General features: G+C 44.2%; 21 protein-coding genes. 8 read left to right on the top strand and 13 right to left on the bottom strand.

What is annotated here, in order from left to right; genetic code table 11:
• Nucleotides 1–155: 155 nt before the first annotated feature.
• The 7 genes from GJS45_RS14645 to GJS45_RS14670 all read right to left on the bottom strand — a co-directional run bounded on the left by GJS45_RS14645 (nucleotide 156) and on the right by GJS45_RS14670 (nucleotide 8,938).
• Nucleotides 156–2,255, bottom strand: a complete 2,100-nt coding sequence (locus tag GJS45_RS14645) for a S9 family peptidase (protein WP_162342596.1) — start codon at nucleotides 2,253–2,255, stop codon at nucleotides 156–158.
• 13 nt (nucleotides 2,256–2,268) lie between these two features.
• A complete protein-coding gene (locus GJS45_RS14650; protein WP_162342597.1) occupies nucleotides 2,269–3,576 on the bottom strand; it encodes a D-alanyl-D-alanine carboxypeptidase in 1,308 nt (435 codons plus the stop codon).
• A gap of 196 nt (nucleotides 3,577–3,772) precedes the next feature.
• Nucleotides 3,773–4,408, bottom strand: coding sequence for a hypothetical protein (locus GJS45_RS14655; RefSeq protein WP_202928090.1), 636 nt, complete (start codon nucleotides 4,406–4,408; stop codon nucleotides 3,773–3,775).
• 563 nt (nucleotides 4,409–4,971) lie between these two features.
• Complete coding sequence (locus GJS45_RS24105; protein WP_394366591.1) at nucleotides 4,972–5,130, bottom strand: DUF4143 domain-containing protein; 159 nt, start codon at nucleotides 5,128–5,130, stop codon at nucleotides 4,972–4,974.
• Between the two features lie 214 nt (nucleotides 5,131–5,344).
• Nucleotides 5,345–6,964: a TolB-like 6-bladed beta-propeller domain-containing protein gene (locus GJS45_RS14660; RefSeq protein WP_162342598.1), complete on the bottom strand. Its 1,620-nt coding sequence runs from the start codon at nucleotides 6,962–6,964 to the stop codon at nucleotides 5,345–5,347.
• 153 nt (nucleotides 6,965–7,117) lie between these two features.
• Nucleotides 7,118–7,831, bottom strand: coding sequence for a hypothetical protein (locus GJS45_RS14665; protein ID WP_162342599.1), 714 nt, complete (start codon nucleotides 7,829–7,831; stop codon nucleotides 7,118–7,120).
• Entirely contained in the window at nucleotides 7,832–8,938 is a 1,107-nt protein-coding gene (locus tag GJS45_RS14670; protein ID WP_162342600.1) for a BF3164 family lipoprotein, read from the bottom strand.
• 827 nt (nucleotides 8,939–9,765) lie between these two features.
• Between GJS45_RS14670 and GJS45_RS14675 the strand changes: the two genes are divergently transcribed.
• From GJS45_RS14675 to GJS45_RS14710, 8 genes are all read left to right on the top strand, one after another.
• The gene (locus tag GJS45_RS14675; RefSeq protein ID WP_162342601.1) at nucleotides 9,766–11,826 is read left to right on the top strand and encodes a hypothetical protein; all 2,061 of its coding nucleotides are present in this window, start codon (nucleotides 9,766–9,768) and stop codon (nucleotides 11,824–11,826) included.
• Nucleotides 11,827–12,076: 250 nt separating this feature from the next.
• Nucleotides 12,077–13,228 carry an NHL repeat-containing protein gene (locus tag GJS45_RS14680; protein WP_162342602.1) on the top strand — a complete coding sequence of 384 codons (1,152 nt, stop codon included), beginning with the start codon at nucleotides 12,077–12,079 and terminating at the stop codon, nucleotides 13,226–13,228.
• A gap of 78 nt (nucleotides 13,229–13,306) precedes the next feature.
• Nucleotides 13,307–14,506 carry a helix-turn-helix domain-containing protein gene (locus GJS45_RS14685; protein WP_162342603.1) on the top strand — a complete coding sequence of 400 codons (1,200 nt, stop codon included), beginning with the start codon at nucleotides 13,307–13,309 and terminating at the stop codon, nucleotides 14,504–14,506.
• 78 nt (nucleotides 14,507–14,584) lie between these two features.
• Nucleotides 14,585–16,294: a serine hydrolase domain-containing protein gene (locus GJS45_RS14690; protein WP_162342604.1), complete on the top strand. Its 1,710-nt coding sequence runs from the start codon at nucleotides 14,585–14,587 to the stop codon at nucleotides 16,292–16,294.
• A 432-nt stretch (nucleotides 16,295–16,726) separates the two neighbouring features.
• On the top strand, nucleotides 16,727–16,945 hold the full coding sequence (locus GJS45_RS23710; protein WP_202928091.1) for a hypothetical protein: 219 nt from the start codon (nucleotides 16,727–16,729) through the stop codon (nucleotides 16,943–16,945).
• 332 nt (nucleotides 16,946–17,277) lie between these two features.
• Nucleotides 17,278–18,015, top strand: coding sequence for a (Fe-S)-binding protein (locus tag GJS45_RS14700; protein ID WP_162342605.1), 738 nt, complete (start codon nucleotides 17,278–17,280; stop codon nucleotides 18,013–18,015).
• Between the two features lie 3 nt (nucleotides 18,016–18,018).
• Nucleotides 18,019–19,401, top strand: coding sequence for a lactate utilization protein B (locus tag GJS45_RS14705; protein ID WP_162342606.1), 1,383 nt, complete (start codon nucleotides 18,019–18,021; stop codon nucleotides 19,399–19,401).
• The gene (locus GJS45_RS14710; RefSeq protein ID WP_162342607.1) at nucleotides 19,391–19,969 is read left to right on the top strand and encodes a LutC/YkgG family protein; all 579 of its coding nucleotides are present in this window, start codon (nucleotides 19,391–19,393) and stop codon (nucleotides 19,967–19,969) included. The genes GJS45_RS14705 and GJS45_RS14710 overlap by 11 nt, the downstream gene beginning before the upstream one ends.
• Here GJS45_RS14710 and GJS45_RS14715 read toward each other — a convergent pair.
• The 6 genes from GJS45_RS14715 to GJS45_RS14740 form a co-directional block, all read right to left on the bottom strand.
• Nucleotides 19,966–20,919: a sugar phosphate isomerase/epimerase family protein gene (locus GJS45_RS14715; RefSeq protein ID WP_162342608.1), complete on the bottom strand. Its 954-nt coding sequence runs from the start codon at nucleotides 20,917–20,919 to the stop codon at nucleotides 19,966–19,968. The genes GJS45_RS14710 and GJS45_RS14715 overlap by 4 nt on opposite strands.
• A 98-nt stretch (nucleotides 20,920–21,017) precedes the next feature.
• The gene (locus GJS45_RS14720; RefSeq protein WP_162342609.1) at nucleotides 21,018–21,590 is read right to left on the bottom strand and encodes a pyridoxamine 5'-phosphate oxidase family protein; all 573 of its coding nucleotides are present in this window, start codon (nucleotides 21,588–21,590) and stop codon (nucleotides 21,018–21,020) included.
• Nucleotides 21,591–21,602: 12 nt separating this feature from the next.
• Entirely contained in the window at nucleotides 21,603–23,537 is a 1,935-nt protein-coding gene (locus tag GJS45_RS14725) for a heavy metal translocating P-type ATPase (protein WP_162342610.1), read from the bottom strand.
• 80 nt (nucleotides 23,538–23,617) lie between these two features.
• On the bottom strand, nucleotides 23,618–24,286 hold the full coding sequence (locus tag GJS45_RS14730) for a glycosyltransferase family 2 protein (protein WP_162342611.1): 669 nt from the start codon (nucleotides 24,284–24,286) through the stop codon (nucleotides 23,618–23,620).
• Nucleotides 24,287–24,404: 118 nt separating this feature from the next.
• Nucleotides 24,405–25,034 (bottom strand): peroxiredoxin, encoded by a 630-nt coding sequence (locus GJS45_RS14735; RefSeq protein WP_162342612.1) that lies wholly within the window; start codon nucleotides 25,032–25,034, stop codon nucleotides 24,405–24,407.
• 50 nt (nucleotides 25,035–25,084) lie between these two features.
• Nucleotides 25,085–25,498 (bottom strand): Fur family transcriptional regulator, encoded by a 414-nt coding sequence (locus GJS45_RS14740; protein ID WP_162342613.1) that lies wholly within the window; start codon nucleotides 25,496–25,498, stop codon nucleotides 25,085–25,087.
• Between the last annotated feature and the right edge of the window lie 90 nt (nucleotides 25,499–25,588).

A 25,588-nucleotide genomic window follows, 5' to 3' on the forward strand; every position in this document is an offset into this window, starting at 1 on the left:
TGAAAGGAGGTAAAAAATTCTAGGTTCAATTCTATGACTAATGAAAGATTGTGTGGTATTTTTCATCCATTTTTATAAAAACGTTCATCCCTTCAGTTTGAAAATGATTTTTTCAATTGGAAAAAGTTGTCAGAGAAACCAAAAAGCAGCTAAAATCAAGGTTGCAGGTGTTTGTGGAGAAAGTTTACCGTCGCTTCATTCACCTTCACCATATTCGAAAATTTCATCCAATGGTGGGTATCTCCTGGAATGACCAGATAGTCATAGGGTTTTCCCAATTCATCAAACCTTCTTGCCAGGTCTGCGCTGTGGTAAAAACCTACGTTTCGGTCATCGTCGGAATGGATAAACAACACCGGAGAGGTCCATTGATCCAAATCAGCAATTGGAGATGATTCCCAGGCAATCCGCTTGGCTTCCTCATAATCCGGTGCCACTTCAACACCCTCTGGCAGCTCGTATCGATGGTCCATGTCGTGCACGCCGCTAATGTCCACGCCCACTTTGAATAAATCGGAATCCCGGGCCAGTGCCATAGCCGTCAAATAGCCCCCATAGGAGCCGCCATAGATTCCAATTCGCTCCGGATTTACCTGCTCCAGACCAGCCAGGTACTGTCCGGCAGCTTTGATATCCTGGTACTCCGCGGCACCCTGATAGTAGGTGCCGGAGGGGCGATGGAACTCATAACCATAGCCAATACCCAACCGATAATTCACCGACAATACCACAAACCCCATTTCGGCCAGTTTTTGGTTGATCGCATACGTATTGGAGTAATAATCCATGTAACTCCAGCCCAATAGCATCTGCCGTTGCGGTCCGCCATGAACGAATACCACGGCAGGTTTCGGGCTGGTATTATCCGAGGGCTCAAATAACTGTCCATATACGGTAGTACCATCTGCTGCTGTAAATTGTACATGCTTCGGGTTGATCAGATCCGCCTGAGGGAACTCCCCGGGAATGAGTTCCTCTCCCAGCAGGGTGATTTGCTCTTCGTTAAGAATTGCCGGAAGCAGGGGACGTGTTGGCGTAGCGGAGAAAAAAGCAACTTCATCTTCCCTCCCGGTGAACACTGGATAGGCTTCTATGCCCTGACCAGCACTTTTCCATTCAAAAGTGCCCGTGGTTAAATCCACTGTAGCCAAATGCCTTCTGTCCCGGTCATCCGGAAGATCTCCTCCATTGGCAGCAAAAACCAGGCTTTGCCCATCCGGATGCAGGCTGAGTTGCTCTACCATAAAGTTACCCGGGGTAAGCAAGGTGGATGAATTGTTTCGAAGATCTCTGGAATAAAGGTGCGGCCAGCCGTCCTCATAGGATAAATAGACCAATTGATCCTGAATTGGCCAATGAAGGTTAAAGCCGCCATGTGTAGAGGGCACCGATCCTCGCAGTGTCTCGGGAGCTTTCCACTGCATTTTCGCTTCTCCGGTTTGCACATCTGCTGTCCAGATTTCCCAGGGCTGGTGTCTTTTTTCCATGAGAGGCAAAGCAGCTCCCGAACCGCCCAGGGTCCGTACAAAAGCGAGGGATTTACCATCCGGAGACCATCTTGGGGATTGGTCTCTTTGAAAAGAGGGAGCCAGCCATTTTATGGGTTTAGCAGGGTCACTGTATATGCCGATCAGGCTATGGGTTCCTCTATTGGCCACAAAAGCCAATTGCCTCCCATCCGGGGAAAAGTGAAGCTCACCCAGCCTTCCCCTGTTCTGGATAATGGAGTGCGGTGCTTTATCCGAATCCAGGTCTTTCATCCAAATCTCCCCATTTTTGATGAACGCCAACTGATGTCCGGCTCCCCAAACGGGATCATCTCCTTCTATCAACGATTCGGTCTTTCCGGTACCCAGATCGATGGTCCAAATGGCCACATTCGTCATTAGGGGCAAATTACGGGTATTTACCGGCCGGGAAGCATTGCCTCCTCCATGATCCCCTCCACGGACAAAAACCAGGTATTCCCCATCTTCACTGAACTGCAAACCGCTGATCTCCTGTCCGTCGTCTTCCAGAAAATCGGTTACCCGCCTGGGCTGATATTCAGGTGCCTGGGCAACATACACGTTTCGCTTACCTTGCTCATTCATGGCCCAGGCGATGCTGGATTGGCTGGCGTTGGCCGTAAGTTCAGAAGGAAAGGAAAATTTGGAAACAGCTGCCATGCTGAAATCCTGGCCAAAGCCAGAAAGTACCGGAAGTAGAGAGCAAATGAACAGGGCAAGCAATGGGAGAAACCTTAGGGTAGGCATGGCAGGAACGTGTTTAATAATTGGAATGGATGAAATACAGTACTTTTTGAAGCTCCTCTTTTTGTACATTGGAACTGCCGGTGTAGTTATTAAAAAACGTGCTAAAAATTAGCGTTTTGCCGCTTTTGGTGATCAGGTATCCGCTCAAAGCCGAGCTCATGCTCAAGGTGCCGGTTTTAGCATAGATATAGGCCGGTTCGCCCGGGTCTGCCGGATACCAATTCCGAATCGTCCCGGATTCCCCGCCAGCAGGGAAGTAGGCCTTGATTTTTTCCATGGGCACTTCCTCCTTTATCTTTTCCAGTAGTCTTACCACAGACCGGGGAGTAAACATATTTTGTGGGGAAAGGCCGGATCCATCCACCCATTGGGGCTCGTCCGGAAGGTCCTGCAGCAGGCTGTCCTTGGAATATTGGATGGCGGCTGATAGGTCTAGCGAGTCAAAGAGTTCGTCCGATACCATCACCATTAACTGTTCGGCCAAAAAGTTGTCGCTTATTTTCATCATTTGCGCATAGATGGAATCCACTTTTGCGGTTGGCAATTTTTGGTGAGTGAGGTTGGAATAGCCCAGGTCATCGATCAGGGTTATTTCCCTTCCTAACGCTTCCTGCAGCAGGTTTTTGGTCAGATTGGCAGAGGTAATAAAGGGCTTGTCCGTTTCAAAGGTCAACTCCCCGGCTTCCGGATTAAGTGCATAACTGAAAATGTTTCTTTCAAAGTCCCTTCGGATAACGTAGCTATCCGGGGTGTTGTCTATTTGTTTGCTCAAAGGCAATAAGGCCGTGTAGGGATACGTTTTGGCGAGCGGATCTTCTGCTTCTTTTGAATAGCGCAGCACATTCCCGTAAACAGGCATGCTAGAGCGCTCGGCAGCAAAATAATAAGGGTACCAGTTCCAGGTCCATCCTCGCCCATACCGGGAAATCTGATCAAAATTATCGACCATATACAAGTCCTCCGGCCGTTTTTGTAAAAAACGAATGACTGTACTGTCCTGAAGGTCCGGATGCAGCAGGGAAGGGTCGCCGGTTCCCCAGAATAGGAGGGAATCTCCTTTTTCGATGTAGTTCAGGCCATTGACCCGATCATCTCCCAGTACCTTATAGCTGGTATAAAAGGTAAAGATCTTGGTATTGGAGGCAGGAATGAAATACTTCTTTTCATTCAGGCTGACCAGGGTCTTTTCCTTTACCGGGTCATAGAGCATAAAGCCCATATGTCCTTTTTCAAAGACTTCGGAGTCGTAGACGGATTTTTTTACTTTTTGGACGGTGCAGTTGCAGAACAGCAGGAGCAATAGCCAGTAGATGTGCTTCATGGTTTAAATTTAAACCTGCTTGGGCAATAAAAAATAAAAAACTAGAAAAATACCGGTTAATAAGCTGTTTTTATTTGAAAATGGGGATGGATTTCATTTTTCCTCCTGATTTTTAAACCGAAAAAGGCTGCCAATGGGAAGTGCCATCGCTGTGTCGTAATAAAAGGGATCGTCCGTGTTCCGGTCGGAAAACCAATTAAAAACTCTTTCCCAAACTGATTCCTCCCCAAAGCGGGATAAATTTTCGGAATCCTTCATTATTGAAATCAAGCGAAATAAAAGGGGTATAGCCTACCCTGAAAAAGAAGCCGCCCTCAGGTTTTTGGTACCTGTATCCTACTCTCAGGGGCACCACCGCATCCAACGTAACTTTATCTCTGAATTGTGAAGTATTCTGGTCTTGTTCACCGATTACCGTTAAATAGGCCATAATGCCAGTACCCATTTCCAAATGATGGGAGGACCTGCCAAATAGAGCGGAAATTTCTAACGGTAGTGTGGGAAGCCAATGGACCGCTTTGGATGTATTGTAAGGCAGCTCCGATCGGTCGTCTCGCCACATCGAAAAACCAGCGCTAGCTGACAACTTAAATTTCCCTTTTTGGTGAAAGATACGGGCATAACTGGCCGCATACCTCCCCGCATTTCCTCCTACCTCGAGATAAACTGCATTTTTGGCGGTAAACGCCTTGGAATCGGCTTGGGAGAAGCCTTCAACGACAAAGGCAAGTGTTAGCAATAGGAGAAAAAGTCGCATTTTGAATTTAACAAGAAGAAAATCCCCCCCATAGCCTTGGGCTTCTTTTGGGTTCACCGTGTAAACGTGCTTCATAACGAGTCTATTAGTCAAATTAAGACTGTATTCTTAAAGTAAAACTAAAAAACCAATAAAACAAATGGATCGACTCGATTTTTAGGAATTTTATAAAAATACCAAAGTAATTTATTATTATTTTACTCAAAGAGGGTTAGTTATGGGTTATAATTGAGGATAAACTTATCCATTCGAATAATTGCAAAGGGGTATTATTACATTTTCGAAATGAATCTGTTTTACGGCTGTGTAATACTGTTCTTTATAAGTTTTAATCCTTTGGAGGGCCGGATTTCTTTGAAAATGTGAAAATGGATAAGGATTTCTGAAAATGGATTTGTCTGGCCATTGCAAATGCCTTTCGGTAGGCACCGTCGGTATGGCATCATCGAAAATACAGGGGTGAGGAGGCATACTCAGCCAGTCAGAGGTAAAATTTTACATTCAGCGTATGGGTGTAGTTTTCCCTTTTTCCTTCAAACCTATTTTAAATGGTTCTAAGGTATAGGAATCGGCATGGATAAAAACATATCCCGCCCTTCCAGGGCTTTCGGTCAATCGGCTATCAATTCACGATGGGCTTACACCCATCGCTTTGGTATTTCGCCCCTGCAGGGCTTGATACAATTTTTAATGCCTAGGAGGTAATGAAGCTTTGCAGTATCCTGAAAATAAATTTTAGGAGATTTTACCAGTTGCTTTTTGACATTGATATGCCATGAGGGTAGTTCTTTTGTCAAAAATGCATTTGGTATTCAATGGATTTTCCAAAGGTATATTTACCTACTTCCCTTGGTCCAATAAGTCCCTCAACGGGAGAATGTGTGCAGGAAAACAATGTACTGGATACACTAGTCGTTTCAACATCTCTGCAAATTTAAAATTTGATTCTAAAATTGCAGGGATAAATAACATTCACAACGCAGTTTTAGGGGTCGGATCAAACCATGTCCACTACCCGGGCATGGCGTCTTTCAATGTCAGCGATTCAAAGGCTTTTCGAACTACCTCCTTATACCGCTCAAAAAAGTCACAACTGGTAAATCTGGTCACAATTATCCGACCCTCTCTTTCAAAGAGGGTATGCTCATTCGTGCTAAGGTAGACTTCACCCTTCGGATCCACAAATCGGCGTTTGTAGGTAATGGTGTATCCCCTTATACCATTCGCCAGTTCCTCAATAGAGAGCTCGTTCAGTTGGTCGTTTGATCGATAACCATCTGCACGTGAAGACAAATATTCGTCAACATCAAATGGTTCTTCTTTGGGAATCCCAACGGTAAGTTGCATCGATGCACCGCAAACGGATTTATCAGCCGGGTTTTCTCTGACAAAAGCTGCCCCGGTGAGGTACAAACCGTCTCGCTCTCCAACCGATTTCTTTTCTTCCAATGTCCAGCTGGGGGGATAGTTCCAACCTGCTGGCGGTTCTATCCGGAAATAAGCATTCTCCGCGATGATTTTCTTGTCGGGTTGACGAATGGGATCTAGTTGTTTGCTGTTTTTCCCTTTCCCGGCGGACGACTCTTTCTCAAAATCGGTGATACCGCCTTCATTTAAATCGTATTCGTAAAGTACATCCTCCTTAAAAAAAGAAATCCCATACAATTTTTTGAATTCCTCAGCGTACGTAAAGGTAGTGATGGGCTGGTCCAGCCTAAAGCGATCCAGTAAATTTCCCTCCCAATCCCAGACTTCCAGGTAGGGTCGGAAGGTTTCAAAATTTTCTTCTACTTCCTTTTTGGGCATTCCCACGTAAAGTACATAGATGTGTTCACTACTGGCAAATGGATCCGCCCGGTAAATCCACATTTCCTCATCGGATGAGCTGTTGGAGGAGCTCTTCACCTCTATTTGCTGAAGAAGTTCCCCATCTCCACTATACAGTCTGATTTGATTGTGGTACAAGTAAAATACGGCCAAGCTTCCATCTTTGGGGTTGGCCACCGTACTTTTCATATAATCGCGGGACAGGTTTGCCTGATCCTTATTTTCCCCGGCGGCTGGCTTGGGGTATTTACCGAATCGGACCAATTCCTCATTTCGTCCCAGGTGGACCAGCCGGTGCTCCGGTGCTCCCGGTTTTGCCTCCCCGATGTCGGCCACATATACGGAGTCATTGACCAGGTGCAGCCCGTTAATCGGCCCACCGGTATCGGAAATCAATGTATGTTGCGCTTCCCGGGTTGCTTTTTCCGCATGCAGTTTTATTTTGATCAACTGTGTACCCGAAAGCACCACGAGGTGTTCCCCATGGATTTTCAAGGAATTTCCATTCACAAACTGGAATTCATCAGGGCCCTCACCGATGTCGCCAAAGGCGTACTGGAAGGAAAAATCAGGCAGGGTATAGACTTTGAATAGATTTTCTTTCCCCTGGTCTAAGACCACGGCTTTGTCAGCAGACGCGACGATTTTATACGGCATTAGAGCCGCATTGGCCAGGCTTACTTCGCTGGATTTCAGGGTTCCTGATTCCGGAATTTGGCGTATTATTTTTTTGCCTTCCTCCTGGGGATGGCAGGAATAAAGGGCAAGGATAAAAATTGAGGTGATGAGGCGGATGTTCAACATGTGACAAGAATAAGCTGTGAGGGCTATAAAGGCAAATAAATGTGACGGAATAGGCATTATTTGTGACCGAGTCAGACTCATTCGTGTAATTCCTCACATGGAAAACCAGATCTAACCCCTGGCTTTTTTCCTGGATAAGAAATTATTTCACGTTTACTGATTCCTGTTGACCAGGCGAATGGTGTCGGAAAGCGGGCTGATGGCAGGTACCCATTTTTTGGAGCGAATTCCCGCATCGGCCTGATTTTTAGGTAGCACTTCGCCTTTTTCCGTTACATAGACTGGCTCATTGGCATAAAACCATTTTATGCCTCTCTCGGTGTGTTCAACGATCACTCCTCGTACAGCCCCTTCCATCCCCATTTCCAAGGTCCGTTGGTACAGCTCGCTGCGATAGCGGTTGTAGGGATCGGTATTGATAGGACTGCCCCCTGACAGGATGATGGCGTTTTTGTCATCCAATAGCAAGGTCTGCCCGGGACTTCTTTCCGACAAGCCATTCGCTTTAATCACCTTTTTCTCGGTGTCGTAATAAAAGGGATAGTCCATGTTCCGGTCAGAAAACCAATACTGCTTGAACCGCTCTCTATCGTCTGTGTCTTGCACCAGAAAAATATAGCCGATGGAATCCCTATCCATACTGCCCATTAAGCCATTCCAAACCTCCAGTTCCCGGTCAATTGAGGAGCCTTTCGGGTCTAATACCGTCACCAATTTTAGGGGTTTTACCAGGGGGTTGACTTCGGTATTGCCACTAACCTTTTGTGCATTTGCTGGTAGTTGGAATAGTTTGGACTCGGTGGCTTCCTGGGCATACCCGAAATGGGATAGCCCAAAGACTACTACAAGTAAATAAAGTCGTATCATTTAGGGTTCGTTTAATGGGTAGGCGATTAAACCGGGTTCTTTCTCAAAAGAAGCAGCATACAGTATTTTGGCTTGATCATCTACTGCGATGGAGCGGACAGGCTGATCCAGTAGGTATCTTTTTACAGGCTTTCCTTCCCAATCCAACACAAATACCTCATTGGAAAGACCTGATTGGATGATGGTTTCCCGGGAACTTTCATCGATTGTTTTTCCACTGTACAGGAAGTAAATATGGTCTTCCGTCACCGCCACGGACATGTATTCAAAGGTAGACCCCTCCTTATCCACGACCGCCATGCCTACAGGGCTATGTTGCACATCCAAAGGGGTATCTCCCCATGCATAGGTAGTAACGTCAATCGTATCCTGTAAAACCCTGAGAATTCCAAATTCCGGGACCCTGGACATGCCGTATACGGCCAAATTCTTTGTGGGGTGGTTCATGAAAAATGACTGGTTGGCCATCGCCATGGAGGGCCCTCCCGGGTACTCACCCACTTCGATAAAGTCCCCGTTCTCAATATCGTAGGCACAAAACCGTTTGTGATGCATGCTGCCTACGATGTATCCATCCACATGGACGGTACTCCCCATAAAGCGCTTTTCCTGTTGATCGATGGTAAACTTCGCTGTGGGCTCATCCAGGCCGCTTTTCAAGTCATCGATGTCATGGATGTAATAGTGCACCTGGTCTGTCAGATAGAGCCGATTTTCTTTCCGGTCCACTGAGAAATAAAAGGCATCGCTTAGCAATTGGTTGGGCCCCTCTCCCTTTTTTCCAAACGGCCTGACCGACATGTTCCTCAAATCAATTAGTTTGTAGGTATACTCCCGATCCGGAAATTCGTTGACCAGTATCAGGCTGTCAAAAAAAGTCATATTGAATAGGTAGCTCAGCGGCTTTTCTCCTTCGGTCAACGCTACCGTTTCGCCCCTTACCGCTACTACTTCCGTTTTCGAAAAGTACTCCCTGAAGTTTGCACCAAGTGGGGGTTCCGAGCATGCGGTGAATAGGCCAATCCCAACAATAAGGGAGGGCAAACCTGAGTGGGTTTTGCGAACGGTCCAATCCAGGAGTAGGCTAATGGGTTTCACTCGGAGCATGATTTAGGGCTAAGATAAGCGGCAGCTGGTGAGTCGAATAGTTTCTTGTGTAAGATATAACTAAATTGTTATAAATCAAATGCAATGGGTGGAAAGGCTCCTTTCTTGCCCTGGGTTTTTGTTTCGTTTGCTGAGAACGAGCTGCTGCTACTGGGTGAAGTATGTCACTTCACCCTGCTATCATCGCTATCGTAAAAGAAAAAAGCCGCCAAAAAGCCATTTGCAATGGCTAAACGTACCTGTTTCCGGGAAAGATTTTTAAACGGTCTGTCCAACGGATCCGGCATTACAAATGCCTCGCTGGCGTTAAAAATATAATAAAAGGGATATAGTTACACCCAGCCCAGGAAACAAAGGCCCCTGCCAGGAGCTATCCTTTTTCCACATGCTGCGATCCGGGAAAAATACAAAGTCGACCCATAAATGATTATCGTTTTTGTTGACGGATAAGGAGTGGCCATTGCAAATGGCCTTTTGGTACGTATTTTCTGTTTACAATTTCGAAAATAGTTGGGTGAAGTTACAAACCTCGCCCAGCTTAGGAATGAGTAGGAGGCATACCCCGGCATTTATCTTCCGAGGTAACGTCCAGGACAGACTGTGGGAACAGGGACCCCGATAAGCGGTTAGTCGCGAATTCAAATTTTATTGTTCAGTATCGGTTGAATGGCTAAGAGGCATGGTACTGAAAAAGCTAGTTGGTATTTCTCAAAATTTTTCTATATTTAAGGGAGTTGAATCCGCCGCCCAAAAGGGAAGTAACCGCAAGGGGTGCGGTTAGCCAGTAGTTAGGCACAAGGCTAAAGAACCATCATACAATAAAGAGAATGAACAAAGAAAGAGCCATAACATACAGCTTGCTAGCCCATATAAGAAATACGGGGAGTCTTGCAAAAGGACCAATTGACATTTTCATTCCCTTAGTAAAAAGGGCTCTATCAAAAATGAATTTTGAAGGAGTTTTTAAGGGGAAAAGCATAATAGAAATAAAGACAAAAACAGACTCTCTTTATAATATAGATTTTCCAATTCCTACTTTAAAAAAAATACTTGACGAAATCTGTAAAGAAATAAATACAGAAGAAACAACCCATTTTGTAATTTATAGTGACGGAGCATTTAGCATTAATCAATACGCATTTACAGATTTTGAAGAAGTTATACATAATCAAGAAAAGGAAATAGGAGAATTGGAGGAATTGTTTAAAAAGTTTTGCGAAACTTCCGAACTTGAAATTGAAAATAGTAGCTCCATTTTTAAATTCATTGAAAAGAATAAATTTACCCTTTCAAAATACATCTCCAATAATCAAAGTACCAATGGAGAGGATTATACTTCCGAAGCTCAATTCATCGAATTTTTCAGAAGAATCCCCACCATTTATGAACGCATAAAAAATATTTATCTTGGCTCAATTATAGCAGGGTATATAGAATACAATCCTGATGGTGTCAAGAGAGAAATTGAATTGCTATTGGACACAAATTTTGTTGTTGGACTTTTGGACTTAAATACTCCTGAATCTACTCATACTTGCAGAACATTAATCAGAATTGCTAAACAACAAGGATTTACTATAACTATTTTAAAGGATACAATTGAAGAAACAAAAAATCTTCTCGAAACAAAAGCATCGTTCTTTGAAAAATCATTTCTACAAAAAAAGGTAAACCCTGAGGATGTATATAATGCTTGTGATAGAAAAGGATATTCAAAAACTGACTTAGAACGTGCTGCTGATAACCTTGAAAGTTCCATTGGAGAGTTTGGTATCAGTGTGATTTATCATACAGAAAAACTTAAGAACGAAGCAAAGTTTACCGAAGAATATAAAATTTTTGAAAAGGTACGAAATTCAAAAAAATCAGCACTTCACGATGCTGTTGCTATTTTGTATGTAAAAAAGAAAAGAACTAAGAAAATCAGGGATTTTGAAAAGGTTAATGCTTGGTTTGTAAATAACTCTGCATCAGTCGAAGGGGATAATATATTTTTAAAAGATGGGTTTCAACCTGAGACTATAAAAGCTGACGATTTATTAAATATTTTGTGGCTAAGTAATCCTCAAATTAACAAACAAATTCAAGGGGATGATTTAGCTGAAATTGGTTTAACATCTATTATTTCATTAACACTAAACAAAAACCTTCCAAAGTCTCAAATATTAAGAGAATTAGACGATAATATTCATAAATACGCTAAGGAAGAAATTAGTGACACGGATATTGTTCGCGTTGCTACACGTATTACGAATAAGCAATTAAAAGATATTGAAGAATTAAATTTACTTGCTGAAAAAGACAAAGAGCAATTTGTAAAAAGACTTGAGGACGAAGCTGCGAAACAAAAAAGATTAGAAGAAAGCAGGATTAAAAAGTTAGAAAAAGTATTTGAAGAAATAGCCTTAAGGACTGATGAACTTGAGAAATCAAAGTCGACATATGAAGAAAAAGCTAAAGTTTTTGATTCTGTCATTAATAAAAAAAATGAAGCTGACTTAAAGGTTCAAACTTTAGAAAACAAACTTGTAGATGAACAAAATAAAACAAGGGAAATACAAAGAAACCTATGGGTGAAATCAGAATTGAAAAAGTGGAGAAATAAAAGTTGGATTGAGTTTTCCATCCCAAGCGTTTTATTCCTTTTGGCATTATTGTACATCTTGTATTCATCTGACTGGAATTTAAAAATCGCATCTGACTATCTTAAAGAATTAAATTCTAACCTCATAATAAGCAGTATTTTTTCAATAATAGTCTTTATTTTCTCAGCAGTTTCATTCTCAACATTAATTGGTAAATATCGAAATCATGGTAATATTCAAAATTATATCAAAGGTTTAGAAATACCAGAAAGTATGAAAGAAGTTAAAAAGCCCAGTAGCTAACATCACCTAAGAACAAGCGGGCGGAAAGTTTTAAATTGAAAGTCATTACCTTTAACAAACCTTGGTCTTGGTGGACAGGCAATCGGGTTTTAATGCCCGCCTACTCTTAGCCGTGGCGGTTGTGCTCAATTTGATAATTATCAATGAAATAGACTAAAACTGAGCAACACCGTATAAAATTAATTGCTGGTTTTAGCCAGTTTACGAAAATGTTTAACTTTCCTAAAATTATAAAATAAACTCACTACCCATGTTAAAAAACAAGATACTTGCTGTACTATCATTAATAACCTATTTCGGATTTACAATCACCTCTATAGCGCAAAATACTCAACATAACCCTACCCATAGCCACGATCACACACACCATGCTCATGAAAATGTTGCTATCGCGCATCATCACGTTGAGTCATCAGTATCCGACAACATTCCCGAGCAGGCAAAACTGGTAACTGGGCAGGGTGAATTTATATTTTCCTGGGATAAAGAATTAACGGCTGCCTTTCCAGAAGGAGCCCGGGAATTTGAGGCGGGAATGCACGGCGGTTTTAATGAAGATCCCGAAACGGGAATCGTATATACTGGAATCCCCGGATACGGCCTGTGCAGTATAAGTCCCGACCTTACCAAATGGTCAACGATAGGAACTGATCCGCGTTTAAAAGATAATATTCACGGTATCGTTTTCTTTGTACATAAGGGTGAAAAATACCTCGCCCTGGCACAAGAGGGCAAAAGAGTACTGGTTTTAACCCTGGATGGAAAAATTGTTAGTGAAATTGTGAAGCCTACAGGTACGGAATTCAAATTTGAACCCGCCAATGAGTTCTTCGCATCAAAAGACAGCAATTTTGGGGTAACAGACGTAACATACTTGAATGGCACCTTATACGTAGCCCACGGGTATTCCAAAGGAGATTTTGTCATGACAATTAAGGAAAAAGGAGGCAAATGGAGCTGGGGAAAACTCGCATGGGGTGGAAAGGGAAACAACCCCGGACAGTTTCAAACGGCACATGGTATATACGCCCATGAAAAACATATTTTTGTAGCCAACAGAGCCGCAGGGCAGGTTGTGAAATTCACTAAAAAAGGAAAGTTTGTAGAGACTTTCAATGATATACCGGAAGGGAGTCTCGTTTGTAACGTCTCTTATAAAGCTGAACACTATTTCCTAAATGCGCTAAGTGCTATTGGCGAACAAAAATCTGCGCCCGTATATGTACATACAGGTGATAATTTGGTATCGACTATCGTCCCCGGAGATCTGGATATACCTGTCCTGACAAATATTCATCAAGTTTGGCCACACGTTGTAAATGAAAACGGGTCCAAACAATTATACATACTCGTCCATGGTTGGAACAAAGGCAAATTCGCAGTTCTGAAAATGGAAAAATAGATCCCAGGCAAAAGGAAAAACCGGGTTTTTAAGCAGCCATATACGGCGTAATGCGCCTATAGACGGCTCCCATATGATGTGAGCCAAGCCTACGGAGCTCTGGAGGACGTAGCACATTTGAGCAGATCATTGAATATTCTAAATGAGATATTATTAATTTTCCTGCAATATTCAATTATTCAGGGCCTGATCCTATCAATATGGCTACTCTTTTATCGTAGGCAAGTCATATTTGGATTTTTCTTCTTAAATATTTCCTACTTATTTTTCATTTTCATATTTGAGGTGCGTGGATGGACTCAATTAGCTCCACACCTCATTTGGACGAATGTTCCAAGTTGGTTCTTGGTCGCTCCACTTCTCTTTTTAGTTTCGATTCGCATTTTAGAACCCTCAAGAAAAATAAAAATTCGGGAAGGATTACACTTTTTACCTTCATTATTAAGTTTGGTTTTATTCCTTTCATTCTACTTTGAGGATGCCAGTATGAAGCTGCGCATTTACCATTCCTTCTATAGCGAAGATTTTGAGGTTGATTATGTACAGCTTATATACATCACTCAGATGTTCACCTATGCGTATTTTGGCCGTAGATATATCAAAAAGCGTCTGAAAGAAATCACAGGTACTTCGTCTGACTCTACTCTCGTATCGATACTCGCGGTTCCAAAGATTTTTTCCGTAATGGCCATTTATGTTATTGTTTCTATTGTAAATGCACTGATCTATAGTTCCGTGGACCAGGCGAGTATTTCGTACTATACCATGGCTTTTTTTGTTCTTTCCACTTCCATTATCATCTCTACTTTTATCTTTTTGAATTCATCTTATGAAGAAAACCCGATTGAGCTTCGGCAGCTCTCTTTGGATCAGAATAAACAAGAAGCTAAGACTTATAGAACAAGTTCTCTTTCCCATAAAGAGGTACAGCAAATTTCGGAAACGATCAGACAAACCATGGAAGATAAAGAACTGTTTAAAAATACTGATCTTGATCTCAAGCAGTTCGCCCTAGAGTGTGAAATCCCTTCACATCATATTACCCAATGCTTAAATCAGTTTTTGCAAAAATCGTTTTTTCAGTTTGTCAATGAATACAGGGTAAATGCAGTAAAGAAAGCCTTCCAACAAGACCGGCACCTTTCTCAGACACTCTTATCCATTGCCGAGGAAAGTGGTTTCAAAAGCGAAAGTTCTTTTTACCGTGTTATGAAATCTCAGACTGGAATGACGCCAAAACAATTAGCTGACTCCATCTCATCGAATTCTCCCACTTAAATGAGTGGGAGAAAATTTAGTTAAAAGTAAGGCCCAATCCTTCTATCTTCGTCAAAGTATCCATTAAAAAAAAGCTAAATGATGAAGAAAAATCTTGTTACTCTCTTGACACTAATAATTGTGATGCAATTCGCAGGCCGCGCCCAAAGTCTAGGTGACAATACTAAGCACAAGCTTACCGATTACCCAGAATTAGAGTCCTATATCAACTTTAGATTTGAAAATGAGAGATATAGCGGAGTCACAGTAATCTTCCAGGATTCAATATTGGAATTTTCCTCCATTAAAGGGAGTGCAAATCGTGATTGGGATGTGAATAATACACTTGATACCAAATTCGATTTGGCATCGGCAACAAAAATGTTCACCGCCATTGGCATTGCAATTTTATATGATCAAGATCGAATCAATCTGGATGCACCTTTTATGAAGTATTTTCCTTCATTTCCACTAGAAATAGCAAGTGAGATTACATTGCGGCAATTGCTGTCACATACAAGTGGACTCACTGATTTATTTTTTGAAGAGGCTTACCTCAGAGGTGACCGCAGTAGACTTAGAAAAGTTAGCGATTATGATCCCTATTTTTCTGAGTTGCGAATCGGGCATGTTCCATCTGACCGTATCATGTATTCGAATACCAATTTTTTAATCCTTGGAAGAATCATAGAAGAGGTTTCAGGTAAGAATTATTATGACTTTGTCCATGAACAAATATTTGTTCCACTTAACATGTGCGACACCGGTTTTTTTGAAAAAGATGAAGTAGTCAAAAACCGTGCAGTTGGTTATTTCAATGATGCGCAAGCTTCGATGGAGTTTGGAGTTCCTAATGACGACCAAATCAGAAGTAACATCGCCATTCGTTCTATTAAAGGAATGCCGGCAGGCGGAGCTTTTTCTACCGTATCGGATATGAATCTTTTCATGAATGGCATCCGTTCCGAAAAGCTTATTTCCGTAGAAACCTACAAGTTATTTACAAAAGAATTCCGAGGGGGATATGGACTTGGATTTCAGGTTTATGAGCAAGAGGGTCAGCGTGTTATAGGGCATTCCGGGGGCTTCTATGGGGTGAGCACTATGATTTTCTATATGCCAAATATCAATAGAACGTTTATTTCGCTTACTAACACCGATTTTGCTGCTCAACCGATATTCGATCGTTTTTTGGCATTGCAAAATGACATAAATACTTTTAGGCCGATTTCTATTTCATCTGAGGAGTTGTCCCAATATGAAGGTTATTATGCAGTCATTGAAGGAGAAATGAAAGGGCATCAAATACATATCCAAGCTACAGGAGAAAGGCTTCTATTTGACAATTCATTGGAATTCTTTCCTTTTGGAAAGGACTCTTTCTTTGATATAGATAATGATAGATTTAGTTTAATTTTTCAGCGTAATGAAAATGATGAAATTATTGGTTTTGAACGAGGAGACGGTGGCATGTTTGTTCAGGTTGCAGAAAATATAGATTCAACGCAGGTTAGGACTGTGGTAGCGCTAATTCTACCAGAGGAAATACTTCAAGAGTACATTGTAGAATTGATTTTCGAAGAATATGGAATGATGGGAGGTCATAGGCCAACTATTTCGGTTGCTGATGGAGCACTCCTTATTGATAACATGATGAAATTTCTTCCCTACGAAAAAGATAAATTTTTCCTTCATGATGATATGGGAATGAAACTTCATTTTAATAGAGATTCCAAAGGTGAAATTATGGGTGCACACGTATTAAGAGGAGAAGATGTGGTTGGAAAGCTGTCGTTATTAGATAAATAAGTCTTAATTCACCAAGAAGGACAAAACTTAATAATTAAACCCTTATTTGACCGAATTGCACAAGTTGGAGAGACTTCTTCCATTTCTGATGAGCAAGACAAGGTCCATTGGTTTATTGCCAATACTGAAACTGCATTTACGTTTGACGTTATTATGTTAGACCTGAACCATAAAAAATACGAAATACACAATCTTGATATTTATGAATCAGAAGACTTGAAAAATGAAATGTTGAAAGTACCGATTTTGGACGTTCAAACTGCTTTGAAAAAATATGGAAGACAGCACCATTAAAAAAGTCTAATTACTATGAAAACTGAATTTTTAGAAATTTTATCAGTATTGCCCAGTCAAAATATTGAAAGAGATGTAGGATGGTATCAAAAACAAGTAGGCTTTAATCTGTTACGTAAGGATTAAATGCATGCCGTTATGAGAAGAGAAGACCTCTTTATCCATTTACAATGGCACGCTGACACAGAAGATGACCCACTACTTGGTGGTTCAGTCATAAAGATTTTTGTCAATAATTTGCAACCGATTTTTGATGAACTTGTAGCAAGAAGAACAATCCAAAAGAAAAAATTGAGACTTAATACAGCTTGGTTAGCACTAGCAAAATTAAGTTCTAACCCACGCAATTACTCATAGCGGAAACCGTACAGAGTTAAGCTAATAACCCCAAAACGGCAAACAATAACGAAAGATTACATTCATTCAGGAAAGGCAGAATCCAGATTCAAAAAGATTCCCGCTTCCGCCCCTACCATCAGCACAGTGCAGGATGGTTCCTGTTTGCTGCTATCGTACTTTTAACACGGATTTAATTGTAAACGGCTTACTTACCCGGTAATCCGTCAGGCATCGGAAGGGAAAAGTTATGTAGTAAATACTGGCGAATTACCTTCTGATGCTTATCTTTATTGCATGAGGCCAACAATGGTCCCTCTATTTTGTTACATATCCAATAACACCTCCTCTGAATGAAAGTCGGATTGTTTATACCCTGTTACGTCGAGCAATTTTACCCAAAAGCAGCCATCGCAACCTTGGAACTGCTGGAAAAAGCGGGCGTGGAGGTAGCCTACCCGCTGAAACAAACCTGTTGCGGACAGCCCATGGCCAACTCGGGATACGAGGAGTTTGGGCAAGGCGCTTCCGACCTGTTTCGGGAAAATTTTGCTGAATTTGACTACGTGGTTTGTCCCTCCGGAAGCTGTACCCTGCATGCCAAGGAGCACATTCTTTCTAACAAGGAAGGCGAACCCAAACTATACGAATTGTGTGAATTTCTGACCGATGTGGTCCAAATCAAGGAATTGAAGTCCCGGTTTCCTTATAAAGTGGGCCTGCACGCCAGTTGTCACGGGCTGAGAGGCCTTGGACTAGCGAGGCCATCGGAACTGATGGTGCCGGATTTCAACAAACCCCTGCAGCTGCTGGAAATGGTCGAAGACATTGACCTGGTCCATTTGGCCAGGAAGGACGAGTGTTGCGGGTTTGGCGGTACCTTTGCGGTTTTTGAAGAAGCGATTTCCGTACAGATGGGAAAAGACCGCATACAGGACCATCAGGAGCAGGGAGTAGCGGTGATTACCGGTGCTGACATGTCCTGCCTTATGCACCTGGAAGGCCTGTTACGAAGGGACAAAAGTCCAATAAAAGTGATGCATATCGCAGAAATTTTGAACGGGCAGGAGCCCGAGCTAAAAAATCAATAAACCATGAAAGCAGCCCCAACCCATGCAGCGGCAGCAGAAGAATTCCTGAAAGATTCCGAGCGAAGCCATTGGCACGACGAAACCCTGTGGCATGTCCGCAGTAAACGGGATGTTTCGGCCCAAAAAATTCCGGAGTGGGAACAGCTCCGTACCCTTGCCTCTCAGATAAAAGACCATGTGCTTTCCAATCTGGATAACCTGCTGCTTCAATTTGAGAAAAAGGCACAGGCCAATGGCATCGAAGTGCTGTGGGCCAAGGATGCCGAGGAGCACAACGAACATGTACTCCGTATTCTGGAGGAAAACCAGGTAAGGCAACTGGTAAAAAGCAAATCCATCCTGACAGAGGAGTGCGGCTTGAATCATTTCCTTGAAGATAAGGGGTATGATGTCGTCGACACCGATTTGGGAGAGCGCATCATTCAGTTCAATAAGCAAGTGCCCAGCCACATCGTGATGCCGGCCATTCACCTGAAGAAAAAAGAGATCGGAGATATTTTTCACAAGCACCTGGGTACGGAAGCGGGAGCCGATGACCCCAAGTACCTGACGGAAGCGGCCCGCCAACACCTGAGGCAAAAATTCATTCAGGCGCATGCGGCCATTACCGGGGTGAATTTTGGAATCGCTGAGACGGGTGGCTTTGTGGTCTGCACCAACGAAGGAAATGCGGACATGGGCACTCACCTGGCGGATATACACATTGCCTGTATGGGCATAGAGAAATTGATTCCCCGTGCTGCGGACCTGGGAGTGTACCTAAGGCTTTTGGCACGAAGTGCTACCGGACAGAGCATCACCAATTATACCTCGCATTTTCATCGTCCCCGAAAGGGCAAGAAAATGTACCTGATTTTGGTGGATAACGGGCGAACCAAGCAGTTGGGCAGGGAGGATTTTCGGAATTCGCTCAAGTGTATCCGATGCGGGGCCTGCATGAATACCTGTCCCATTTACCGCAGAAGCAGTGGCTTTAGTTATAATTCCACGGTTCCAGGACCCATTGGCTCGATACTTTCTCCCGGAATGGATCTCAATAAACACAGTACCCTGCCTTTTGCCTCCACCCTTTGTGGATCCTGTTCGGATGTGTGTCCGGTAAAAATCAATATCCACGAACAACTTTACAAATGGCGGCAGGTAATCACCAAGGAAGGACCTCCTCAAACGTCCAAAAGATGGGCCATGCGCTTTGGCGGGCAGGTCATGTCCAAACCCAGGTTGTTTGACCTGATGGGAAAAATGGCCCGAAAGTCACTTTCCATTAGTCCCCGGGGATTTGTGTACAACAGCTTCAATGCCTGGGGCAAGCACCGCGAATTACCGGAAGTTCCCAAAGAAACGTTCAAAGACTGGTACCGAAAAAACCGTAACGATGACAAGTAAAGAAAGCATCCTGGCTGCCATACAAGCCAATAAGCCGGATCTGCTGCCCTTGCCGGAACAGCCTGAATTCCCTTACGATAGTAATTTGACCGAACAATACCGGCAAAGCCTTTCTCTGAATGGAGGAGAGGCCCGGGAAGCGAAAAGTTTGAAGGAGGTGACCAATCACCTGCAGGAGCATTTTCGAAACAGTCAAATGATCGTTTCGCTTAGCGAAAAGGTTGCCGGAAATTTCGATGTGAACATGGCAGATGATCCCCACGAACTGGAGCACGCAGAAGTGGCCATTCTGGAAGGGGAATGGGGAGTGGCCGAAAATGCAGCCATCTGGCTGCCGGAAGAAAAATTACATCACAGAGCCCTGCCTTTTATCGCTCAGCACCTGATTGTTTTGCTGAAAAAGGATCGCTTACTCGGTAACATGCACGAGGTGTATGCCCGCATCAACGTGGAAGGTTCCGGCTATGGCGTTTTCATTGCCGGCCCTTCCAAAACCGCTGATATCGAGCAGTCCCTGGTTATTGGGGCACATGGGCCCCGTAGCATGACCGTATTTTTGTTGGATTAAGCGGAAAAAGAACCCTGAAGTGCTGCCTCGGTAGCCTCTAATTGTTCCCTTACTTCCACGATGCTTTCCCATTCCCTGCCGGCTTCTCCGTATTCGATGCCACACCAGGAGCGGTAGCCTGCTTTCAGCACAATCCGCATCATCTTTTCATAGTCCAGCGGGGACTGATTGCCTTTGTTATCCCAGACGGTGGTTTTCACACTGACACCCTGAGCATAAGGCATCAATTCCTTTACCCCTTTGTACGAATCGTAGGATATGGGATTGCCGTCGTTGGGGCTGATCTGGAAATTGCCAAAATCAGGCAAGGTACCCGCCCTGGGATGATCGGCCGCTTTCATCACCCCGGAAAGCCACTTGCCGTTACTGGAAAAGCCACCGTGATTTTCAATGGTGACGCCAATGTCCATGGTGTCGGCAAATTCACATAGCTGGTGCAGCCCATCTGCCACCAGGTTCATGGATTCCTTAAAAGCGCTTCGGTCAGAACTGTATTCTACGGAAGAATAACCGTTTACCCGTATCGCGTGACAGCCCAGAAATTTGGCTGCTTCCACCCATTTTTTGTGATTTTCCACGGTGGTTGCCCGCTCGGAGGCATCTGCGGCACCTAACTGGCCTTCCCTGTCGCACATGATCAATACCGAGGTTACGCCCTCTCCCTCTGCGCGGGTTTTCATTTCGCGTAGGTAGGCCTGGTCCTGGGCTTTGTCCATAAAAAACTGGTTGACGTATTCCACGGCATGGATGCCATGTTTTTTTGCCAACACCGGAAAATCCAGGTGATCCATTTTATCGGAGAATAACAATTTGTTGACCGACCACTCGGCCAGGGATATTTTATACAAGTCGGCCTTTGGTGTGATGGAAAAAGCGTGATTTCCCAGGCCCAGGCCGAAAAAAGCGGATGCGATACCGGTCTTTTTGATAAAGTCTCTTCTGTTATGCATGTGTTTGGAGTAAAGGTTACTGCTTGTTAAATATAGAACCTCAAGATAGAACTTTTATTTTTTAACAACAATTACGCTGTACAGGAATGGTAGGTACGTTATGGTGCCAGCCAATTGCTTTTCCACTCATCTCCCTCTTTGTAGAAACGATTTCTTAGGTGACGCAGGCCGTCTAGTTGCAGGCACTCAATGGCGGATGCTTCAATTACTATGACCGTAAAATGAGCATCCCCTTTTTTATCCTCCCAAACATGAGCAGCTCCCGGATTAGCGACCTCCTTTCCGGGAGGGATCAGTCCCTGATAGGCTTTTTGGGCGTCGCCTTGCACGGTTTCCCAATGCGTTTTACTTAGGGAATCCTGTTGATGGACCCGGGCCGTTCCCTGCACTTTTACCTGGCAGCGCTTCCGGGGATGGTAAAAAAGTAAGGTAACCGCTGGATTGTGAATCAGTTGGTTAACTTTATGGCTACGGCTGTCAGTAAAGATGTGAAAGCAAAGGTTCTCGTCCAATTGGCGCAAGACGACATAGCGGCAGTCCGGCTGTTCTGCCGAAAGGGTGGCCAAGGTGACGAAGCGAAAAGGATGTTTGCTGTCCCGGGCTCCCCGATGCAACTCATGCCTGACGGTGTCCCAAATAGTTGCTAATGAATCGGTTTCTCTAAAAAGCATGCGTCGATGGATTTACTTATAAATTTTGGTGATTCGGATGGCGTTAAGGATGGCCAGTAATGCCACGCCGACATCGGCAAAAACCGCTTCCCACATGCCCGCTAAACCCAAGGCTCCCAATGTTAAAACCAGTAATTTAACCCCAAAGGCCAGGCCAATGTTTTGCCAAACGATGCGTCGGGTAGTCTTTCCGATGCGCAGCGCCAGGGCTACCCGGGAAGGATGGTCGGTTTGTATCACCACATCCGCCGTTTCTATGGCCAGGTCACTGCCCAGGCCCCCCATGGCAATACCCAGGTCCGCTACAGCGAGGGCCGGGGCATCATTGATCCCATCCCCCACAAAAGCGATCTGGCTACCGGGCTTGCGTTTCAGTTCTTCCAGGCGGCTGCTTTTTTCATCCGGCAGTAGGCCTCCAAAGGCATAGTTGGCTCCCAGCTCCTTGCCCAGGGCCTCTACAATCTCCTGCCTGTCACCCGACAAGATGCCCGTTTCGGCGATGCCAAGTTTCCGTAATTCGGTAAAGGCTTCCAGGGCATCTGGTTTGATTTCATCTGCGAGTGCGAAATACCCACAATATTCCCCCTCCACGGCGGCATATACGAGCGTTTTGCCAGGAAGGGACAGTTTTGGCAGCTCAGGGATGGCTTTGGCCTCCATTAGGGATCGGTTACCTACCAGCACCTGCTTGCCGCGAACTTGTCCCGATAGCCCCTGTCCGGCATGTTCTTCCAGTTCCAATACAGAATCATTGGGTTTTCCCAGATGCTTTACCAGTGCCAGGGCAATGGGGTGGTTGGACTTGGCCTCCAGGCTGATGGCGAGCAATCTCCAATCGGGATCAGCAGTAGCTACCGCTTCTTCCTGCTGCACCGAAAACACGCCTTTTGTCAGCGTACCGGTTTTATCGAAAATTACGGTGTTGACTTGCGTAATTATGTCCAGGTAGTTGGAGCCTTTGAAGAGGATGCCTTTTCTGGAAGCCGCTCCGATGCCTCCAAAATAGCCCAGGGGAATGGAAATGACCAGGGCACAGGGACAAGAGATGACCAGAAATACCAGGGCCCGGTACAGCCAGTCGCTGAATTGGTAATTGGTGACAAAAAAGTAGGGAAGTACTACCAAGGCTAAGGCCAGGTAGCTAACAATGGGCGTGTACACCTTGGCAAATTTGCGGATAAACTCCTCTGTTTTGGCTTTTTTTGCCGTTGCCTGTTGGACGGTACGGATGATTTTTGAAAGGGAACTTTCTTGAAAGGAGCGGGATACCCGGAGGGTAATCAGGTTTTGGAGGGTTACCATTCCTGCCAGTACTTCCTGGCCCTCGGAAATTCGGGCCGGCATGCTTTCACCGGTAATGGCCGCGGTATTAAAATTCCCATAACGCTCCTGCAATACCCCATCCAGCGGCACCCTTTCCCCCGGCCGGATTTCGAGGATTTCACCGACATGTACTTTTTCCGGCTGTACCCATTGCCGCTTACCGTCGCGGATAACCCGGGCCCGGTTGGGGCGCAAATCCAGCAAGGCTTGTACGTTCCCCTTAGCCTTGCTTACGGCCTGGTGCTGCAATACTTCTCCGATGGTATAGAACAGCATGACCGCTACTGCTTCCGGGTATTCCCCGATGGCAAAGGCACCTATGGTGGCGATTCCCATCAAAAAAAACTCCGTAAACACTTCTCCCTGAAAGATCAGCTGGCCTCCCTTTTTCAATACAGGCCATCCCACCAATGCATACGCCAGCAGGTACAGGGGCAGCCAGGCAGTGACTGTGAAAATTTGATGGGGGAATAAGTATTCGCCTCCTACTGCCAAAAGTAAGATGAGCAAACTTAAGATACTGCTTCTCCACAGCTCCCACCTTCGAGACCATTTGGAAGGACCGGTCTCAGGAGATTCGGGTGGCTGATCACAACAGGAAGAATGGGAAGAAGAAGTGCCCATGGTCATATTTCGTTTTGGCCAAAGGTACAATTAAAACTCGTGCACGGGAATTGCAATTGGCAGGGAAAGGAAATTTAATTTTAACCGAAGGGGGCGTTTGCTTTTTTTCCGGAAAATTTGATTTTCATGCGTTCACAGGTACTATCGGGGTGATTGCGGTAGTAGACATAGGTTCGTAAGTCGACTTTCCCGACCCGGTACTTCTTTTTAGCCCAATCGAAAAAATCTGCATCGGCTGCGTAGCCATCGACGAATGCCCTGCTTCTAAACACCTCTCCTTTACCAAATAAAGTGGCAAACAGAATGCAATCGTCTACGTGGATCAGCTGGTCTGGTTGGTGCCGGTCGGTGACAAAATAATCTTCTTTTTTGGTAACTACGGTACGGGTAGTAGACGCAATCAGGTCATAACTGTCCATTTGATCAAGGCAGGCTTGCAGGTGCTCGGGTAGGTATTCGTCGTCTGCATCCAGTATGGAAAGGTACCGGCCACTGCTAAGCGCGACGGCGCGGTTGATGGCACGGGATTGCCCCTGGTTTTTCTGCCTGAGGTAGAGCAAACGGTTTTCATGACGTTTACACAAGTTAAAGAGTAAATTCTGAGGGTCCTGGCTGCTTCCGTCATCGACAAGAATAACCTCAAAATCCTGATAGGTTTGGTTCCATAGCGAGTCAAGTGCTCTTTTTACCAGCGGAAAAGGAGTATTGTAGGTAGCGATCAATATGGAAATTGCTGGGGGTTGGGCCATACCGCTAAAATAACCTATCAAATGCTAAAATGGTTGGCGGCAGGAGAAAAAACTAACCAAAATCATAAAAAAAGCCCTGCGGTTGAGGCAGGGCTTCGTAACTATCCGTTTACCGGAATTAATTTTTAGCAAGGTAAGAGGCAACTCCCTCACGGGTAGCACTCATGGCTTCTTTGCCTTCTTCCCAGTTAGCAGGGCATACTTCCCCATATTTTTCCACGTGCCTTAGGGCATCAATCAATCGAAGCATTTCGTCGATATTTCTTCCCAAAGGCAGGTCGTTTACGGTTTCGTGACGGATGGTTCCTTCTTTATCAATAAGGAAAGTGGCACGGTACGCGACAGGAAGTCCTTCGTAGGTGAGCTCTCCTTCTTCGTTGTAGTTCCAATCACCGGCAAGTACGCCAAAATTATGGGCGATTGTTTTTACCGGATCGGCAACGATCGGATAAGTTACGCCTTGAATTCCGCCTTCTTCTTTAGGGGTATTTAACCAGGCCAGGTGAGACTCTTCCGTATCGCAGGAAGCGCCAATTACCGCCACGCCTCTTTTTTCGAATTCTTCCAGTTTTTCCTGGAATGCCAAAATTTCAGTGGGGCATACGAAGGTAAAATCCTTCGGGTAAAAAAAGAAAATCACATCTTTATTACCGAGGTACTGATCAAGAGAGAAGTTTTCTACGATTTCTTCTCCATCTATGACAGCAGGTGCGTTAATTAAAGGTGCTTTTTTTCCAACTAGTGACATAAAATAAATTTTAATTGTTTGTAGATAATTTAATGATGGTATTTAGAAAATTATTTCGTTTTTCCTTTGATTACCAATGATACTTCTTCAACTTCAAAGCCGTCAATTTGGTTCTCTTCAAAGTACTTTTTTAACATTTTTTCCAGAGCGGCGTTTTTGTAGTCCCTTATTTTTTTGCTTTTGCTACAGTACAGATGACTATGGGACTCCAATACAGGATCAAATCGCATCAAACCCAGGTCATCGGTGAATTTCTGAACCATGTTGGCATGAACAAAGGTATCCAGGGTCTTATAAACCGTTCCCTTGGAAAGGCCAGGATTGGCCTCTTTTACCCGGGAAAAAACCATATCCGCCGTAGGATGGTCCTCTGAACGGCATAGGGCCTCGTAAATCACCATTCGCTGATGGGTAAATTTCAAGCCGCCGGAGGTAATCTTATTTTTTAGCTTTTGGAAATCCATTTTTTGTTGATACTCATTCCTATCTGGGAATGAGTATGCAAAAGTAGGCAATATTTCATAAAAATCATATGGATAGTTCGTTCATTTTTT

This window comes from Cyclobacterium salsum, from assembly GCF_010119245.1.
GTDB lineage: Bacteria > Bacteroidota > Bacteroidia > Cytophagales > Cyclobacteriaceae > Cyclobacterium > Cyclobacterium salsum.

Coding starts and splice junctions, on each gene's coding strand:
- GJS45_RS14730 (WP_162342611.1), bottom strand. CDS start 24,286: ATGGCCCAACCCCCAGCAATTTCCATATTGATCGCTACCTACAATACT.
- GJS45_RS14705 (WP_162342606.1), top strand. CDS start 18,019: ATGAAAGCAGCCCCAACCCATGCAGCGGCAGCAGAAGAATTCCTGAAA.
- GJS45_RS14715 (WP_162342608.1), bottom strand. CDS start 20,919: ATGCATAACAGAAGAGACTTTATCAAAAAGACCGGTATCGCATCCGCT.
- GJS45_RS14650 (WP_162342597.1), bottom strand. CDS start 3,576: ATGAAGCACATCTACTGGCTATTGCTCCTGCTGTTCTGCAACTGCACC.
- GJS45_RS14720 (WP_162342609.1), bottom strand. CDS start 21,590: ATGCTTTTTAGAGAAACCGATTCATTAGCAACTATTTGGGACACCGTC.
- GJS45_RS14710 (WP_162342607.1), top strand. CDS start 19,391: ATGACAAGTAAAGAAAGCATCCTGGCTGCCATACAAGCCAATAAGCCG.
- GJS45_RS14655 (WP_202928090.1), bottom strand. CDS start 4,408: ATGAAGCACGTTTACACGGTGAACCCAAAAGAAGCCCAAGGCTATGGG.
- GJS45_RS14690 (WP_162342604.1), top strand. CDS start 14,585: ATGATGAAGAAAAATCTTGTTACTCTCTTGACACTAATAATTGTGATG.
- GJS45_RS14740 (WP_162342613.1), bottom strand. CDS start 25,498: ATGGATTTCCAAAAGCTAAAAAATAAGATTACCTCCGGCGGCTTGAAA.
- GJS45_RS14735 (WP_162342612.1), bottom strand. CDS start 25,034: ATGTCACTAGTTGGAAAAAAAGCACCTTTAATTAACGCACCTGCTGTC.
- GJS45_RS14700 (WP_162342605.1), top strand. CDS start 17,278: ATGAAAGTCGGATTGTTTATACCCTGTTACGTCGAGCAATTTTACCCA.
- GJS45_RS14670 (WP_162342600.1), bottom strand. CDS start 8,938: ATGCTCCGAGTGAAACCCATTAGCCTACTCCTGGATTGGACCGTTCGC.
- GJS45_RS14645 (WP_162342596.1), bottom strand. CDS start 2,255: ATGCCTACCCTAAGGTTTCTCCCATTGCTTGCCCTGTTCATTTGCTCT.
- GJS45_RS23710 (WP_202928091.1), top strand. CDS start 16,727: ATGAGAAGAGAAGACCTCTTTATCCATTTACAATGGCACGCTGACACA.
- GJS45_RS14665 (WP_162342599.1), bottom strand. CDS start 7,831: ATGATACGACTTTATTTACTTGTAGTAGTCTTTGGGCTATCCCATTTC.
- GJS45_RS14675 (WP_162342601.1), top strand. CDS start 9,766: ATGAACAAAGAAAGAGCCATAACATACAGCTTGCTAGCCCATATAAGA.
- GJS45_RS14660 (WP_162342598.1), bottom strand. CDS start 6,964: ATGTTGAACATCCGCCTCATCACCTCAATTTTTATCCTTGCCCTTTAT.
- GJS45_RS14680 (WP_162342602.1), top strand. CDS start 12,077: ATGTTAAAAAACAAGATACTTGCTGTACTATCATTAATAACCTATTTC.
- GJS45_RS14725 (WP_162342610.1), bottom strand. CDS start 23,537: ATGGGCACTTCTTCTTCCCATTCTTCCTGTTGTGATCAGCCACCCGAA.